The sequence below is a fragment of the Paenibacillus donghaensis genome, from assembly GCF_002192415.1.
Lineage (GTDB): Bacteria > Bacillota > Bacilli > Paenibacillales > Paenibacillaceae > Paenibacillus_AQ > Paenibacillus_AQ donghaensis.
Window position 1 is genome coordinate 3,044,226 of the sequence record NZ_CP021780.1, and the last position, 16,161, is coordinate 3,060,386.

Sequence of the window (16,161 nt, forward strand, 5' to 3'; positions counted from 1 at the left end):
CGATCAATATCTGTTATTCATTAAAATCATAAGAAAGAAGGAAAACACTATGTTTAAAATAATTGCTTTAGTTAAACGCAAGTCCGGAATGTCATTGCAGGAGTTTATCGATTATTATGAATCAACACATGCGAAGTTGGGAGAGAAATATTATAGTACATGTGCAGAACGCTATGCTAGAAGATATCTACATCTAATGGCACCAGTTACGGAACCGCAATCGGGAGGTGCCGAGTCCGAATTTGATGTAGTAACCGAGCTATGGTTTACAGACAGGCAGATCTTCGAAAAAGTGATGGCTGAGCATCCTGAGGCCTTGGTTGAAATCGCTGAGGATGAGGAAAATTTCCAAGAGCGATCTAAAACACAGATGTTCACAGTTGAAGAACACGATTCTGAATGTGGGGATAGGTCGTTACCTTATTTTAAAGTGCTGGCTATGGTTAAACGCAAGTCTGGAATGTCGTTGCAGGAGTTTATCAATTATTACGAATCTAAACACGCTAAGCTGGGTGAGGAATTCTTTGGTACAAACGCAGCACGCTATGCTAGAAGATACTTGCATCCAATGATACCAGATATTGAACCACAAACAGGCATTATCGAAGCAACATTTGATGTACTGACTGAACTATGGTTTAAGGATAGCGAATCCTTCGAGAAAGCACTGGCTGAACACCCGGACTCGGCAACAAGAATCGCTAAAGATGAAGAAAACTTCCAAGACCGATCTAAGACTCAAATGTTCATACTTGAAGAATACGAATCAAAAGTAGGGCCCTCCTAATTAATGCTATTCAACTAACAAAACCAGGGGGACCCTATGAGTAAAAAAGTATCTATAATGGTTCCAGACTTTATAAATCCTATCGGTAATAAATATGAAACTGATATTCAATATAAAATGCTAAGAGCGGTCGGGTTTGATGGATTTGAAGTAGCTTTATGGTCAGATGAGGATTTTATTGCGATCGAGAATTATAGCCGTATGAACGATAAATACGAACTGGATTTTTCAGCTGTAGTTACGGTGGCGGATTTGGCTTTGGGATTCGATCACCCGCAAAATGAACGAATACTTCATTTGCTAGAGTCCATTGATAACGGTTGTATAGTTAAAATTCCTATTCAACGAGTAGCCCCTGGTGTGGCACCATCTAATCCGAAGGGTGATGCGATTGCGATAAATTGGCTAAACAAAGCTTTGGAAATTGCTGAAAGACGGAATATTACTATTTTATTATATGCACATATTGGTCATTGGATAGAACGTCATGAAGATGCAGCGAGACTCTGCCATAAAATCATTCACCCCAACTTGGGGCTCGTATTTAATGTCATCCATTGGTTTGCAGTTTCCGGTATGAATTTATCGCAAACCTTACAAGACATAGCACCTTATTTAAAGCAAGTAAGTCTTACTGGGACACGTAAATCTCCATATGGAACCTGGGGAGTTGCCACATTTGAACCTTTGTATGAAGGTGAACTAGACCTATTGCTCCTTCTTAGTGAAGTAAAAAAAGTTGGATTTAGAGGAATGTATAATGTCATGTTATGGGGCTGGAGCGGGGATATAATATCAAAATTAGAACGCTCTATACTGATACTACAAGATAATGAAAAATGATTACTGCTGCTAAATAACTTTGGAAAAACCTCTGGGTTTACTGATGAATTTCTAAGGGTGCTAACATGTCGAGGGACAAGAACATGGTCCCATTGAAAGTCGCTAGCCAATGATTTATGCAATGAAAATTCAAAAAGAAATGCAAAGTTAAAAAGACGATCTTCATATATTGAAGATCAGTCTTTTATATTTATAGGACAAGCATATTACTCTGGGAGGAGCCAATCCGGTCATAGCCGTGCGTTATCAGATACTCATCGGCTTCTCTTTCACGTCATCCGCTGCCATTACAAGTATACTGCTTAGCGTACTCATTTACCGGCTGTTCTTCACTAACGGCCTACGTCTGCAGCTGCCGGGAACCGACAAATATTAGCTCATGAGCTTAGCGGATATTCACCTTAGAATGTTGGGAATCTCTACTCAAGAATGCCGGTATCTACAATTTTAACCTCCACTTTAGGATGGAATTGTACTTTACGATAATCCTTAGACCAATTTTTCTCCTTCCAGACATTGTGATGATAAGCAATAAGCTTTCTCCCAACACCAAAAATATCACAGTTAGCCTTTTGGACTTCTTCCACAACCGATTCGGCTTCCTTTGTGAGAATTTCCGAAAGTGCTTGATTAATTTTTTGAAGATCTTTCTCTTTTAACGAACGCTCTCCGGGAAACTCTTCTACGATGGCTTGAAGTTTTAACTCCAAATTGACTTCAACACTTTCGTCAGCAGAAACCGATACCTTGAATTTGCGTTTCACTTTTTTTAAACCTACATTAATGGTAATGTACTCCTGTATATTGTCCGGATAGCCCAGAACAATTTTCTTTGTGAATCGCGCATTTTTTCCCTTTTGCCCCTTCAGTAGGACTAGTAATATTGACTGATCTGGGTTCAGCATCCCGCTATAATACTGATCATTAAAAAGGGCCAATCCTTTCGTGATAATCTCGTTGCTTTCTATAGCTATATAGGGAAGAGCAAAGTCCTGCCCAGGATCCTTCAGGAATCGGAACACGGTATCTAACGTTTCTTTTGGAAATACACTCATTTCCTCAAGACTTACAATCTTTTGTGTAATGAATTCGCCAATCTTTAATTCCCCAACCATTTTTTGTTCAAGAATGTCGGAGGCATTTCCTTCCGCAATAATTACCCTAACGTTGGATGTCGGGTTGGTTGGATCCCTGAAGTTCACATCCAAATTAGAGTAAAGGCCATGCTCGGCCACTGACTTTCCAAATAATTGAAAACCATTTTTAAGAAATCTTATGTTTCCCCTCACTCGATTACGCATCTCATTGCTGGCACTACGTAGGTTATGTCCATAACTCGTATGAATTTCGCTCGTAGTAGCTTTTTGCTCAATATCAGGTGGAATGATTAATTCCACAGTTTCTTTTATCATTCCATTTTCACTTAGATCAAACCCCACACTGTAGGCCAGATGCAAGTCTTTCAAATATTCCCGGTCCCAGCATCCGGTGAGGCTGAGGGGGAAAAGAATAATCAACACCGACAGTGCAAACGTTCCTAATTTCACGCGCCATCTCATGCAAGGCCACTTCCTTTTCTCTTTATAAATAGAGAAATGATTAACATTACCAGCGGGAGTCCACCAATAAAGAGATAGGCAGCATATGTAGAGGCTGTATCCAGTAGATGAATGCCAACAGAAGTGACTGGCGCAAGCGCGATTATAAATGTAATGATTTTCACAAACGGAGTAAAATTTCGATGGCTTTTCCGTCTCAATAAAACACTGAACCCCATGGACGCTGCATAGCAATAGCTTACGATAGAACATACAAGGGTTATGGTCCAGATCGGCAAAAACAAGATATCTGCACGGTCTATAATGAAAAAGCTTAGAGATTTCATTAAGTAAATGACCGGTTCGGGAATCATTTTGATTTGCTCGGAGTTAAAGAACATCAGACAGGTAGAGACCACGAAGAAATAGAACAGAGTCACAAACAAGTTAGAGAGACTGACCGTTATCAATTTTTGTTTATCTGTACCTTCAGACAGCGGGTAGATGATCAGCATTAATTCGAAACCATACATAGATATGGTTGTTTCCTTTGCTCCTTTTACGATATTCCAGAAACCTTTTTCCAATAGCGGTAACATATTTTCTAGATGGGCTTGAGTTAATCCATAGATGATAAATAAAAACAGTGGAATAAAAAGCATGGAAGCTAGCGTATAAAATCTTGCCAATACTGTCAGCTTTTCTCTTGCGAGATAGAGAGTCATGATAGAAAAAAGAGCTAGTACAGCCCATCTTGGCGTAGTTTGCAGCATCCATCTCCGGAGCACCTCAACGGCACTAAGCATAATATTGGAGCCAAGCAGAATAAAGTAACCGATGTACAGAATAATCAATAGACTGCCAATAATCGGGCCTCCAAGTTTTATGCAAATACCGAATAGGTTAAGACCGGGGAATTTCTTCAGCAGGACCCACAGGAGAATGATGACAAGTTGGGTAATAACCCCTGCAACTAAAACAGAAAGTCCACCTCCACCTTTGGCAGTTTCGTTAAGTTTGTTAGGAAGAGACAGAATACCAACACCGATTTGGGCTTGAATAATAAAAAGGAAGAGTTGTCCCCTTGTGATCTTTTTTTCTTTTTGAGCCACCGTATCAACTCCTGTAAGTACTGTGTAGATTAATGATCATTTATTCGTTTTTGGGTTGCTTGTACTCTTTCGGATGGACCAAATTGGAAAGCGTACGAAGGTATCCTTCAGGCCTTGAAAATTTAACGGACTTAATGGTCTAAGGTAGGGTTGCCCAAAAGATTCTAGCTTGCACAAATGTATGAAAATGAGTGTTAACCCAAATGATATCCCAATATATCCGAATAATGAGGCAGCAATCATCAATGGAAACCGCATAAACCGGATAGCAGAGCTCATTTCGTTGGAAGGGATAAGAAAAGATGCAATGGCAGTCAACGCTACAACAATGATCATCGAATAAGAAACCAGTCCTGCCTTAACAATTGCATCCCCGATAACCAACCCCCCAACAATCCCAATAGTCTGACCTACACGGTTGGGCAGACGAAGTCCTGCTTCCCGCAACAGTTCGAATATAAGTTCAAGCAGCATCGCTTCAATCAGCGGAGGAAAAGGGACCCGGGTCAATAAACCTTGAATCGAAAAGAACAATTGCAAGGGAAGGACATTGGAGTGGAAAGAAACAGTGGCAATGTAGAGCGCTGGCAACTGAAATGCTGTTACAAAGCCGATCAGACGGATAAACCGGACAAAAGAAGCGATCATCCATCGATTGTTATAGTCATCCGGTGTCTGATAAAAGCTGAAGAAGCTCGCCGGCAAAATCAAAGCTGTAGGGTCCCCATCCAGCAGTAGGGCGACATATCCGTCCAGTAAATAGGATGAGGTATGGTCCGGACGCTCCGTATTGATTAGTTGTGGAAATATGGAGAAGGAGTTATCCTCCGTCAATTCCTGAATAAAGCCAGTGGTGATTACCCAATCGAGCGAAATCTTCTTTATTCTTGATTCTACAATCTTTATCAATTCAGGTTTGGCGATATTCTCCATATATACCATGCCTACCTGTTTGGGGGCGAATTTTCCAAGTGTGAAGTAGCGGACAATAAGGTTTGGGGATGCTATTTGTTTCCGAATCAGGTATAAGTTAACCTTCATCTGTTCAATAAAACCGTTATGAGGTCCCCGAATAACCCCTTCATTCTCAGGTTCGCTAATGCTTCGTTCGTATTTGGCAGGAGTGAAGAGGACATAAAATTCAGACGTTCCTTCTAAAAAATAAAGACAGCTTCCTTCAAGAAGCCCCTGAATACCTTGGTTTAGTTCTGTTTCCAAACTGAAACTAAGTGTTGTGAACAGCTCAGGAAGGTCTTTGTCCTGATTACGGCTAAAAGGAACAATCACATTTCGTTCAATCAAATCTGTATCAGTGAGAGACTCCAGATAAATGACCATTCCTTCCTTTCCGTGAAAGGATAAGCATCTTTTTTTGAGGTCACTTGTATAGAACAGTGCGGCTTCGATGTAATCGGAATTTTGATCTACAGAAGGAAATGAGGTCTGAGTTTGGTTAGTCATTATAAGGCGCTCACCTTTCGATTAGTTTTGCTGTTAACGTTCCCGAATGATTTGCAGAATATTCCTGACGGGAACTTTAATGTGTGATAGAAATGAGATAAGAGTTCTGAAGCGGAGCGAAAATGAGCAAATCATCGACCGCTTAAGAACAAAACCAAAGAATGCGCCTTCATTCGTGAAGAGGGGGCATTTTGGGCTTCTTTTGCCATCCGCAACGTTTTACATTAAATGGCCACAGGCGTAAGATTCAATCAATAACCGAATGTAATATAACTGTTCTCAAATGGCTGAATTCCGATAGTGGGAACGGGGGAACCAATGGTGATTGCGGCTTTCGCTCTGATGCTGCCGCTCACTTGGGGTGAATCCTTGCTGCGTGCTGAGAAGCCGATCTGGCAAGGTAGGGCAATCTCGCTGCCCGAATCCGTCAGCTAACCCCGTAAGCCTCGAAGAGAGAGGATGAGCGCCATGATCGATTAACCGACCACGGAGAGCCCTGACGCTTCTGTGGTCTTTTTGCTGCGCATGCAGAAAGAAAAGTTGGTCTGTATGAAGGACTAGAAATCTCATAACAACGAAAATCAGAGACATTAGGCACTATCTAAAATGCTTTAAAGGGGGGATTGTTATCGTTACTGTATTTATCGTGTGTTTCTGGGTTGGATTAATGCTTCTCCTCAGCGGCGGATTTCATGGGCATGGCCTGGCGGGTCATCTGCATGTGGGAGGTGGCGATGCTGGTGGTCCGGGCTTTGTGCCCATACTCCCTCTAATGGTGTTTGTCGCGGTCTGGGGTGGCACTGGTTATGTGCTTACCCGGTTCAGCGGTATGAATATGCTTGCAGTGGTGCTGATCTGCACCGTGGTTGCCTTGCTTCTGGGTTGTCTGATGTATGTGGTGCTGGCCCGGGTGATGACTCGGTATGATAGTAGCATGAATAAAATGGATTATGAGCAGGCGGGACAACTCGGGTACATCAGCATTTCTGCAATGGATGGAGCTGTTGGAGAAATGAAATATGTGCTGCATGGAACGATGCGTTCCATTGGAGTGCGGGCAGAAACCGGCCAGCAGCTCGTGAGGGGCGACAGGGTGATTATTCTAAAGGTGGATAAAGGAATGGCGGCAGTAACCCTCTTCGAGAGGAAAATCGACCAATTATAAATAACGGGGAGTGTCGAACCGAATGGTTATTCTTTATTTAATCTCGGCAATTGTTGTTGTTATCCTGCTGGCTTTGTTCAGTATTGTGAACGCTTATAAAAAGGTTCCGCCCAATCAGGCGATGATTGTGTACGGCCTCGGCGGAAAAAGAGTGGTTCAGGGCGGCGGGACGTTCGTCATCCCCGGCTTCCAGAACAATAAGACCATCTCCATGATGCTGATGAGCTTCGATGTCATCCCTGCGCAGGCGATGTTCTCCCGGCAGGGCATCAAGCTCAACCTAGAGGCGGTAGCTCAGATTAAGATTAAAAGCGATCCTACCGCTATTCTGACTGCCAGTGAGCAGTTTATCGACAGGCCGGAAGAAGACCGCGAGACGATTATCCTGCATTCGGTGGAAGGCCATTTGCGCGGCTTGATCGGACAATTAACAGTGGAATCCATTCTAAAGACACCTGACGAAATCAACAGCAAGATGCGGGAGACCTGCTCGGAAGACCTCGACAAGATGGGGCTTGAGGTGGTCAGCTTCACCATTAAGAAAATTACTGATGACAAAAGGTATATCGACAATATGGGGGTTCCGGAAATTGAGCGCATCCGACGCGATGCCAGCATCGCCAAGGCGGAAGCGGAACGCGACATTCAGATCAAACAAGCCGAGGCAGAGAAAGAATCCTCCATTGCCAAAGCCAATGCGCATCAGGCCACCATTGAAGCGGGAACCGCTGCTCGGGCCAAGGAATCTCTGTTCGAGAAGGATTTGAACATTAAGCAGGCGGACTTCAAGCTGGAGACTGAAGTGAAAAAAGCACAAGCGGATCTTGCGTACGAATTGCAGCAGAACAAAATCAAGCAGTCGCTGGTTACCGAACAGGTCAAGATCACGCAGATGGAAGCGGAGGCCAACCGGACCGTCCGGGAAATCGAAGTTGAGCTGAGACAGAAGGAGTTGGAGGCAACGGTGATCAAGCCTGCTGAGGCGGAGAACCAGGCTACGATCATGAGAGCGGAAGCAGCCAAGCAGCGGCAAATTCTTGAGGCGGAAGCAGAGGCGGCCACAATTACCAATCGGGGGCTAGCAATAGCGGAAGCAGAACTGGCGAAGGGGAAAGCCAACGCGGAAATTGTTCAACTGGCCGGTGCGGCGGAAGCGGGGGCACTGGAGAAGAAAGCTGAAGCGTACAAACAGTTCACGCAAGCCGCACTTATAGTGGAATTCTTGAAGGTTCTGCCAGAGCTGGCTGACAAAATCGCTTCCCCGCTGGCCAAGGTCGATAAGATTACAGTGATATCCCAGGATGGAGCTTCATCCGGCGTGAACAAAATTACCGGCGATATCGCCAAAATCATGGCCCAAGTTCCTGAATTGGCACAGACGCTTACCGGTATGAACGTGACAGAGGCTCTCAGCGGACTGCTCGGCCGGGATAAAGAGCAATAATTCTATAGCTTCGTAAACTTAGTATAGAAGGGATCTGAATATCAAATAGCTGATCCCTTATAAGAACTAAAGAGAAGCTGGATTTTGAATTTCTTGCATAAGCACCGCTCTATTATGGAAAACTTCTGTAGTGCGAATAAACAGCATGATTCCATTTTTGGAGACTTATTTTGATTTCCTAGGAGGTTAACATTATGACAAATCAGGATCCGCAGGAGCTTCTTAAGCGTAAACACGAGCTGGATGAGCAAAAAAGGCAGTTCACAAATTTTTCCCGAAGTGTTTGCGGCCATGGTGAGTTAGAAGCAGGCCAGGAATTCAGTAATGACCGTCTGCCTGACGATCAAAACCGTATGAAATCTGTTGAGAATAAACGTGATTGAACTTAAGAAAGCTATAAAAATAAGCCGATCCTTTACTGGATCGGCTTATTTTGTACCCCTGAGAGGGGGCTTGTTTTATAATGGTGAACTCGAATCTTCTATAAATACAACCAATGCTCCCCAAAGGAATTCAGAAAAAAATTGCTGTAGCCCTCCCACATTTTAATTTATTACAAAATTCATTTAAGGGAGTACATTTTCTTATTTGCTCCGGTAGGTATAATGAAGGACAGGACATGAGAGCTCCTTAATACAGCCGGAGGGATGAGAGAAATGAAAGCGGTTTTAGACAGTAAACGAAACCATATCGGAATAAAAAGAAGAAACACTTTTTGGCTCAGGATAAAAAGAGATGCCATCCTGTACGCCCTTTTGCTGCTGCCTCTGTCGTATATTGCCATTTTTAAATATGCTCCCATCTATGGATTGATTATGGCATTCCAGGATTACAACATTTTTGAAGGAATAAGGGGTAGCGAGTGGGTTGGACTGGATGTGTTCCGGTTTATTTTCCAGCAGGACAGCTTCTATCGTGCACTGAAGAATACGCTGGTCCTGAATGTTCTGGATTTGATCGCGGGATTCCCGGCGCCTATTCTGCTGGCGATTCTGCTCAATGAAGTGAGACAGGCAAAATTCAAGAAATTGACCCAGACCGTGCTTTATCTGCCTCACTTTATGTCCTGGGTTATTATTGGGGGTATCGTATACCTGATGTTCTCCAATAGCGGTATGGTCAATAATTTCATGGCTAGCCTTGGTTTAGAGAAAATCGAGTTTCTGTCGCAGAAAACACCTTGGTTGATCACTTATATCTCCGTTGGCGTATGGCAGAATGTCGGATGGGGGACCATCATTTATCTGGCAGCCATTACCGGAATCAATAAGGAATTGTATGAGGCCTCCGATATGGACGGCTGTACCAGGCTTCGTAAAATGTGGCATATTACACTGCCCAGCATTAAGCCAACCATCAATATTTTGCTGATTCTCCAAATTGGCAGGATGGTTTCCATCGGGTTCGATCGTCCCTTCGTGATGGGGAATTCACTGGTTAGCGAATACTCCGATGTTATCAGTACCTTCGTGTACAGAGTTGGTATTAGTTCGGGAGATTTCTCCCAGGCAACAGCGGTAGGATTGTTCCAATCCGTGGTTGGCCTGACCCTGCTGGTTTCCGCTAACTATATCGCGAAGAAATTAGGTGAGGATGGGATATGGTGAGGATGGCGAACACTATGCGCAAAAAGAAAAAAATGAGTGTAGCGGATATTGCGATAATTGCATTTATTGTGGCCTTGTCCTTCACATGTATTGTTCCGTTCCTGTACATGATAGCGCTTTCCTTCAGCTCTAACGAAGCGATTGTTTCCCAAAAAGTAGGACTGTGGCCGGTAGGCTTCACAACAGAAACGTACAAAACCATCTTGAGCGATGTGGATATGCTTTATACGCTTGGATACAGTATTGTGCTTACGATTTTCTACACCATCGTATGTATGTTCCTGACCATTTGCGCAGCGTATCCGTTAACGAAGAAGCGGCTGTGGGGAAGAAACTTTATTTTGTCAGCCTTGGTCTTCACCATGTATTTCAGCGGCGGTTTGATTCCCTCCTATATTCTGGTTAAAAACCTGGGGATGATGAATACGGTGTGGAGTTTGGTTCTGCCGGGCGCCATGAGCGTGTTTAACTTGATTATCCTGAAGACCTTCTTCACTTCTCTTCCGGAGAGTCTGGAGGAATCGGCTGCTATTGACGGATGTTCGGATCTAGGTGTTCTCATCAAGATTGTGCTTCCCCTCTCGTTGCCTTCGATTGCCACATTAAGCCTCTTCTATTCGGTGGACAGATGGAACGGATTCCAGGATGCACTGTTCTACATTACGAAAAAGGAACTGTATCCTATGCAGTTGAAGCTGTACCAGATCATTTCGGCCAATCAGCAGCTGGATAGCCAACAAGGAGGAGAAGGAAGTATCGGCTCCTACATTGTGCCTGAGTCACTGAAAGCGGCCAGCGTTATGTTTACAACCATCCCGATTTTGTTGATCTATCCCAAACTGCAGAAGTATTTCGTAGATGGTGTGATGACCGGAGCTATCAAGGGCTGATGGTAAAACATATTAGAATGAAGGGAGGGATTCCCGGGCTGGTGGATGATGGATGTAAAGATGCAAGGGATTTACAGCGTGGACGATTTCAATAAATACGGGCATGAAAGGGTGGTTTAAAGTGAATATGGGCATGAAGAAGATATCAGCAGTTCTGTTTAGTACAGCGCTTCTGGCCAGTGTTGCGGCAGGCTGTGGAGGTAATGACAAGAAGAGTGGAGAGACGGCATCACCGGCGGCGTCAACCGCTGCATCAGCATCACCTTCTGATCCTCCTGTAACCTTGACTGTGGAAGTGTTTGACAGAGGTGTTCAGGGGCAGCCGGACTTGAACAACAACACGTGGACCAAATACGTCAATGAAAAATTCGGCAAGCCCAATAACGCCATTGTAGAATATGTTTCTGTACCCCGCTCCCAGGAAGTAGACAAGCTGAATGTATTAATGGCTGCCAACCAGGCTCCTGATATTTCCTTCACCTACGACGGTACTTTAGTAACCCGCTACGCCAAAAGCAATGGCCTCTATACACTGGATGAATTGCTCGAGAACCAAGGCCAGCAATTGAAGTCTTACCTGGGCGAGAAAGTTCTTTCCTATGGGAAATATGATGGTAAACAAGTCTCCATCCCGGGCAAGCGGACTCTGATTGCCTGGAACGGTATGTTTATCCGCAAGGATTGGCTGGATAGTCTGGGAATGCCTGTTCCGACTAACCGGGATGAATTGTATGCAACGCTGGTTGCCTTCCGCGACAAGAACCCCGGTGATGTAAACGGTGTCATTCCGTGGGCAACAGCGGCAGCCGGCATGAACTACACCTTCGGTAACCTGGTACAATCCTTCTGGGGTGCGATGTCGGAGGAGGAATTCATTACCACCACCAACTGGTTGAAGCCAGGCCACAAGGATGCTTTCAAATGGCTGAACAAGCTGTATAATGAAAAGCTGATCAGCCCCGATTTTGCTCTGGACAAAACAACCAAGCAAGCGGATGCCGATGTGAGCAACGGCAAGGTAGGCTTCTACGCTGCCAACTGGGATTATCCGCTGTTGCAAAAAATTCGTGATCCGCTGCTGCAAAATGCGCCGGGTGCCAACTTTGTTCCTGTAGATACCTTCAAGAACTATGAGGGAAAATACCTGAAAGAGGTATACAATGAGAACGGGCTTTTCTCCTTTATCCCGAAAAGCAGTAAGAATGCGGAGCTAGCCATGAAGTATCTGAACTGGATGGCTGACCCGGAAGTGCTGTTCTTCCTGCAGTTCGGCGAAGAAGGCCTCAACCACAAGTTGGTAGACGGCATCCCCCAAGGGATTGCGCAAACCGGCAAAAATATGCAAATGAGCAATCTGAATCTGGATTATACTCTGGTTGTAAACGGCGCAGAGCTGGGCGAAACCGAAAAGAATGTCAGAACGTATGCAGCAGCTTTAGCAGCCGGAGACCAGAACTATGAGAAACTGGCTATCGATTCATACAAGATCAATACGACAGACGGCTATACCAGCTTCTACTATGGCGTCCCGAACGAAGCTAATATCAAGTACGGCAAAACGTTGGGTGACATGAACAAGCAAATGATTGACAGGCTGGTCGTTGCCAAGCCGGCAGAGTTCGACGCTTTGTATGACAAGCTGGTGAAGGAATATATGGACGCCGGCGGTCAGGCTGTTCAAGATGAGAATGTGAAGAATTACAGAGAAGTCAAAGCCAACTAAAAGTAATTCATTGTATTCGGATAAGCCACTTATTGTTCTTCACAGTGGTTTATCCGAATTTCGTTTGCTATTTTCGAACAGTGTTTCTATTATTCGGAGGAATCCATATGTTCAGGAGGATACCCATGTACAAGGTCATAATTGTAGATGATGAGTCGTGGGCGATTAGAGGAATCCGCAACGCCTTTGACTGGGATAAGTATGGTTTTGAAATCATAGGACAATTTACAAGCGCTTACAAAGCGTGGGATGCCATAAGAGCACAGGAACCGGACTTAGTGTTTACTGATATCCGGATGCCGGACATTTCCGGACTGGATTTGATGAAGCGGGCCAAAGCACAAGGGTTGAACGTTGAGTTTGTCATCGTCAGCGGATATGCAGAATTTGAATACGCCCAGGAAGCGCTGCGTTACGGCGCACTGGATTATTTCCTGAAGCCTTTGGATGTTGATATGGCTGATCAGTTCATTGCGAGGCTCGCCATGCACTTCTCCCGGAGAAGCGCTGCACGCAATCATCTCCTTCTTGATGCGCTGACCTCAGCGGATCAGGACGAGATAAAGCGCTTCCTTCCGCTCTCCGATTGCGCGGCTGTATGCTATTACCAGGTGCTTGCTATCTATTTCGAGGGGGACAACAAGGATTTCATACAGCTGCTGTCTTTGGAGGGAAGGCCTGTTAATGCTGTGGAAGTTGAAGCCGGAACCAGAAAAATGCTGGTTGTGCTGATGACGGAGCATAGGGCTTGTTTGGAGGGGAGTTGGGATGAATTGCTTCTGAATAAGACTGGCATCCATGTTGTGGGCATTAGCAGCATCTCCAGCCAGCTTAAGCATATGAGCAAGCTGATTAAAGAAGCAGACCTGTCCGCCTCCCGGGTTTTTCTGGAGGAAGCTGCAGGTGCCGTTCACTACGAGCCGAAGCTTCAGCTGGTGAAACCATGTATCGATGGGCTCTATAGTCTCATTCAGGAGAATCAATTTGACAACATGGATGTGTACATCAAAGGGCTGCAGGAATACTTTAGGAATCATCATCTGGGCATGTGTGAGGTTGTCTACTTGTGGAATCAGGCAGTCGGGATACTTGTAAACGCATATTCCGAGGAACTCAAAGATATGGAACTGGAATTTCTGAATTATTCCGAGATCAAGGAACGATTTGAACACTTTGAATCTATGTGCAGCTTTTTACATGACGTCCTCACCTCCATTAGGCATGGGAACAGCCGCTCCTTGCAGGAAGGGGATATCTTGTCCTGCTTCAACCGGATGATCGCCTATATCGACCGGCACTTTGAGCAGAAATTGTATTTGAAGGATTTGTCCGTCCAATTCTTCATCAATCAGGTGTATTGCTGTCAATTATTCAAAAAAAATCTGGGCAAAACCTTCTCCGAATATGTGTCGGAGCTCAGGATCAAGAAAGCCCGTGAGCTTCTGAAGCAAACGGACCTATCCATTGAGAAAATTGCCATTAAGTCCGGGTATGTAGATTATTATTATTTCAATAAAGTTTTCAAGAAGCATTGCGGGATGACGCCCACCAAATTCAGAAAAAGTTAATATGAACGGAGCGGCGGGCCATGAAGACCAGTAAAGTGAAATTGAAACATCAAATATGGCTTATCTTTTTTTTCTCTATCGTTATATTCACAGTCATGGAATTTTATTTCTTCTATAGTTTCTCTAATTTAACCCAGAAGAGGGCTGCCACTTACGGTAACCAGATGATTGAGCAAACACGCCGCAAGATTGATTCTGTATTTAATGATATCAGGGTCAGCACCAGCATTGCGGTCAATAGCAAACTGATTCAGGAATTTTCCGTAGTGAATGATGATTACAAAAGGGCGTTTGATAGTGGTCCATATGCACTGGATCTCATGGAATATATGAGATCCTTTAATTCGTATGTGAACGGAATTGTAATTAATGACATCCAGGGAAGGCGGCTTTACAGTCTGGAGTCCGCAAGCGGCGATATTTTTTACCTCAATCGTTATGAAAGCTTTATTCAGAAGTATAAGGATGATCCTTCGCTTCGGGATCAGGGAATGTTCACCACGATTTTAAAAGACGACAGAACAGAAACGGAACAGTTTTTTTATATCGCACCGATTGTGGAGGCTATCGGAGGAATCTATTTCTCCCAAATTACGGGTTACTGCACAGTGATGGTCAATATGGAAAAGATGCAGGGGCTGGTGGAAAATACGGAATTAACGTCCAACTCCACCTTGTACATTCTGAATAGCCGGGATGAGGTGATTGCATCCACGAATTCCAATGCCCGGGGAACGTTGTTCAGAGATGTTCTGTCTATGGATAAGGACAACTTGCTTAACGGCGTAAAAGCAACCATCGACGGGGAGGATATTCTCGTCCAGGTCAAGGGCTTGGAGCAAGCAGACGGGTGGCGGATCGTTAGTATGATTCCGGTGCATGAACTGACTGCGGACATGACCCCCATGCGGAAGGTCAGCATTATCGTGGGGATTGGCATTATTCTAACCATGATCATAACTGGCAGTTTTTTCATGAACAATCTGATGCGTCCGTTGATGGGACTTGTTATGGATATGAAGAGGGTGGGGAGGCGGGATATGGGCTTCCGCATTAAAGTCCGGTTTACCAATGAGGTAGGCTTGCTGGCCCGCGACATTAACCGGATGATGGATGAGATGGAGGAAATGGCCAGAGATATGTTCAATACCCAGGCCAGATTATATGAATCCGAGCTGAGCCAGAAGCAGGCGGAGTTTTCCGCCCTGCAAAGCCAGATCAATCCCCATTTCCTCTATAATACGCTGAATTGTATCAGCAGCATCGGATTGGAATACGGAAGCAGGGAGATTGCGCAAATTACGTTTTGCATGTCTAAAATCTTCCGTTACAGCATCAAAAAGGATGATCTTGTACAGATCAGGGAAGAAGTTGACTGTATTCAGGCTTATATGAAGATTATCTTAATCCGGTACGAGAATAAATTCTCCATGGAGCTTGATGTGGAGGACAGGCTGATGGATATGAAAACGCCCAAGATGATCCTCCAGCCCATTGTGGAGAATTCCGTCTACCACGGGCTGGAGCGGATGGACCAAGGGGGGCGCCTCCTGGTTACCGGGAGCATGGATGCGCATGGGGATGTATGCTTCTGTATTACAGATACAGGGAGGGGAATGGAGCCGGAGGAGCTGGCCGCCCTCCAGTTCAAGCTGGGCATGGAGTACCCGGAGCGCGCAGCAGACGGTCAACCGGCAAAAGGCATTGGGCTAACCAATATCCATAACAGGCTCCGGCTACTGTTCGGAGAGGGCTACGGGATCACCATAGAAAGCCGGTTCGGCCATGGGACAACAGTGACCGTGAAGATTCCGCAGCTGTTAAACGACCGCAAACTTTTGGAAGAGTAGCAGGAAATTTATTTTGTATTATATAAAAGAAGGGAATGTGAGCTATGACTTCATCCATCCTGCGGACAGAATATCCCCGTCCGCAATTCGTAAAGGTTCCGTTGGAACAAATAAGACAAATCGTTGCCGGGAAGCTAATATAGGGAAATTAGAATTGGGACACATCCTTTAAT

13 protein-coding genes, 1 pseudogene and 1 riboswitch are annotated in these 16,161 nt (G+C 44.7%); of the genes and pseudogenes, 11 read left to right on the forward strand and 3 right to left on the reverse strand.

What is annotated here, in order from left to right; all coding sequences use genetic code 11:
• Positions 1-49 precede the first annotated feature (49 nt).
• The 3 genes and pseudogenes from B9T62_RS13075 to B9T62_RS13085 all read left to right on the forward strand — a co-directional run.
• Positions 50-787, forward strand: coding sequence for an EthD domain-containing protein (locus tag B9T62_RS13075; RefSeq protein ID WP_157685591.1), 738 nt, complete (start codon positions 50-52; stop codon positions 785-787).
• A gap of 36 nt (positions 788-823) precedes the next feature.
• Positions 824-1,630: a sugar phosphate isomerase/epimerase family protein gene (locus B9T62_RS13080; RefSeq protein ID WP_087915652.1), complete on the forward strand. Its 807-nt coding sequence runs from the start codon at positions 824-826 to the stop codon at positions 1,628-1,630.
• 211 nt (positions 1,631-1,841) lie between these two features.
• Positions 1,842-2,006 (forward strand): annotated as a pseudogene (locus tag B9T62_RS13085) (ABC transporter permease); the annotation flags it as partial.
• A 43-nt stretch (positions 2,007-2,049) separates the two neighbouring features.
• Here B9T62_RS13085 and B9T62_RS13090 read toward each other — a convergent pair.
• The 3 genes from B9T62_RS13090 to B9T62_RS13100 are packed head-to-tail and all read right to left on the reverse strand — an operon-like array spanning position 2,050 to position 5,741.
• The gene (locus B9T62_RS13090) at positions 2,050-3,189 is read right to left on the reverse strand and encodes a Ger(x)C family spore germination protein (protein WP_087915653.1); all 1,140 of its coding nucleotides are present in this window, start codon (positions 3,187-3,189) and stop codon (positions 2,050-2,052) included.
• A complete protein-coding gene (locus tag B9T62_RS13095) occupies positions 3,186-4,280 on the reverse strand; it encodes a GerAB/ArcD/ProY family transporter (RefSeq protein WP_157685592.1) in 1,095 nt (364 codons plus the stop codon). Before B9T62_RS13095 ends, B9T62_RS13090 begins: the two co-directional genes overlap by 4 nt.
• A 36-nt stretch (positions 4,281-4,316) precedes the next feature.
• Positions 4,317-5,741 (reverse strand): spore germination protein, encoded by a 1,425-nt coding sequence (locus tag B9T62_RS13100; RefSeq protein WP_087915655.1) that lies wholly within the window; start codon positions 5,739-5,741, stop codon positions 4,317-4,319.
• A 275-nt stretch (positions 5,742-6,016) separates the two neighbouring features.
• Positions 6,017-6,202: riboswitch (cyclic di-AMP (ydaO/yuaA leader) on the forward strand.
• A gap of 167 nt (positions 6,203-6,369) precedes the next feature.
• Here B9T62_RS13100 and B9T62_RS13105 point away from each other — a divergent pair.
• The 8 genes from B9T62_RS13105 (at position 6,370) to B9T62_RS13140 (ending at position 15,988) form a co-directional block, all read left to right on the forward strand.
• Positions 6,370-6,906 carry an NfeD family membrane protein gene (locus tag B9T62_RS13105; RefSeq protein ID WP_483869957.1) on the forward strand — a complete coding sequence of 179 codons (537 nt, stop codon included), beginning with the start codon at positions 6,370-6,372 and terminating at the stop codon, positions 6,904-6,906.
• 22 nt (positions 6,907-6,928) lie between these two features.
• Entirely contained in the window at positions 6,929-8,350 is a 1,422-nt protein-coding gene (locus tag B9T62_RS13110; protein WP_087915657.1) for a flotillin family protein, read from the forward strand.
• A gap of 194 nt (positions 8,351-8,544) precedes the next feature.
• On the forward strand, positions 8,545-8,733 hold the full coding sequence (locus tag B9T62_RS13115) for a hypothetical protein (protein WP_087915658.1): 189 nt from the start codon (positions 8,545-8,547) through the stop codon (positions 8,731-8,733).
• Positions 8,734-9,006: 273 nt separating this feature from the next.
• Positions 9,007-9,957: an ABC transporter permease gene (locus tag B9T62_RS13120; RefSeq protein ID WP_087915659.1), complete on the forward strand. Its 951-nt coding sequence runs from the start codon at positions 9,007-9,009 to the stop codon at positions 9,955-9,957.
• 14 nt (positions 9,958-9,971) lie between these two features.
• Positions 9,972-10,847, forward strand: coding sequence for a carbohydrate ABC transporter permease (locus tag B9T62_RS13125; RefSeq protein WP_245864445.1), 876 nt, complete (start codon positions 9,972-9,974; stop codon positions 10,845-10,847).
• Between the two features lie 133 nt (positions 10,848-10,980).
• Positions 10,981-12,570 carry an extracellular solute-binding protein gene (locus tag B9T62_RS13130; RefSeq protein WP_245864446.1) on the forward strand — a complete coding sequence of 530 codons (1,590 nt, stop codon included), beginning with the start codon at positions 10,981-10,983 and terminating at the stop codon, positions 12,568-12,570.
• Between the two features lie 125 nt (positions 12,571-12,695).
• Positions 12,696-14,138 carry a response regulator gene (locus B9T62_RS13135; protein WP_087915662.1) on the forward strand — a complete coding sequence of 481 codons (1,443 nt, stop codon included), beginning with the start codon at positions 12,696-12,698 and terminating at the stop codon, positions 14,136-14,138.
• Positions 14,139-14,158: 20 nt separating this feature from the next.
• Positions 14,159-15,988 carry a sensor histidine kinase gene (locus B9T62_RS13140; RefSeq protein WP_087915663.1) on the forward strand — a complete coding sequence of 610 codons (1,830 nt, stop codon included), beginning with the start codon at positions 14,159-14,161 and terminating at the stop codon, positions 15,986-15,988.
• Positions 15,989-16,161 lie beyond the last annotated feature (173 nt).

Coding starts and splice junctions, on each gene's coding strand:
- B9T62_RS13130 (WP_245864446.1), top strand. CDS start 10,981: ATGAAGAAGATATCAGCAGTTCTGTTTAGTACAGCGCTTCTGGCCAGT.
- B9T62_RS13075 (WP_157685591.1), top strand. CDS start 50: ATGTTTAAAATAATTGCTTTAGTTAAACGCAAGTCCGGAATGTCATTG.
- B9T62_RS13135 (WP_087915662.1), top strand. CDS start 12,696: ATGTACAAGGTCATAATTGTAGATGATGAGTCGTGGGCGATTAGAGGA.
- B9T62_RS13125 (WP_245864445.1), top strand. CDS start 9,972: ATGCGCAAAAAGAAAAAAATGAGTGTAGCGGATATTGCGATAATTGCA.
- B9T62_RS13140 (WP_087915663.1), top strand. CDS start 14,159: ATGAAGACCAGTAAAGTGAAATTGAAACATCAAATATGGCTTATCTTT.
- B9T62_RS13100 (WP_087915655.1), bottom strand. CDS start 5,741: ATGACTAACCAAACTCAGACCTCATTTCCTTCTGTAGATCAAAATTCC.
- B9T62_RS13080 (WP_087915652.1), top strand. CDS start 824: ATGAGTAAAAAAGTATCTATAATGGTTCCAGACTTTATAAATCCTATC.
- B9T62_RS13090 (WP_087915653.1), bottom strand. CDS start 3,189: ATGAGATGGCGCGTGAAATTAGGAACGTTTGCACTGTCGGTGTTGATT.
- B9T62_RS13115 (WP_087915658.1), top strand. CDS start 8,545: ATGACAAATCAGGATCCGCAGGAGCTTCTTAAGCGTAAACACGAGCTG.
- B9T62_RS13120 (WP_087915659.1), top strand. CDS start 9,007: ATGAAAGCGGTTTTAGACAGTAAACGAAACCATATCGGAATAAAAAGA.
- B9T62_RS13110 (WP_087915657.1), top strand. CDS start 6,929: ATGGTTATTCTTTATTTAATCTCGGCAATTGTTGTTGTTATCCTGCTG.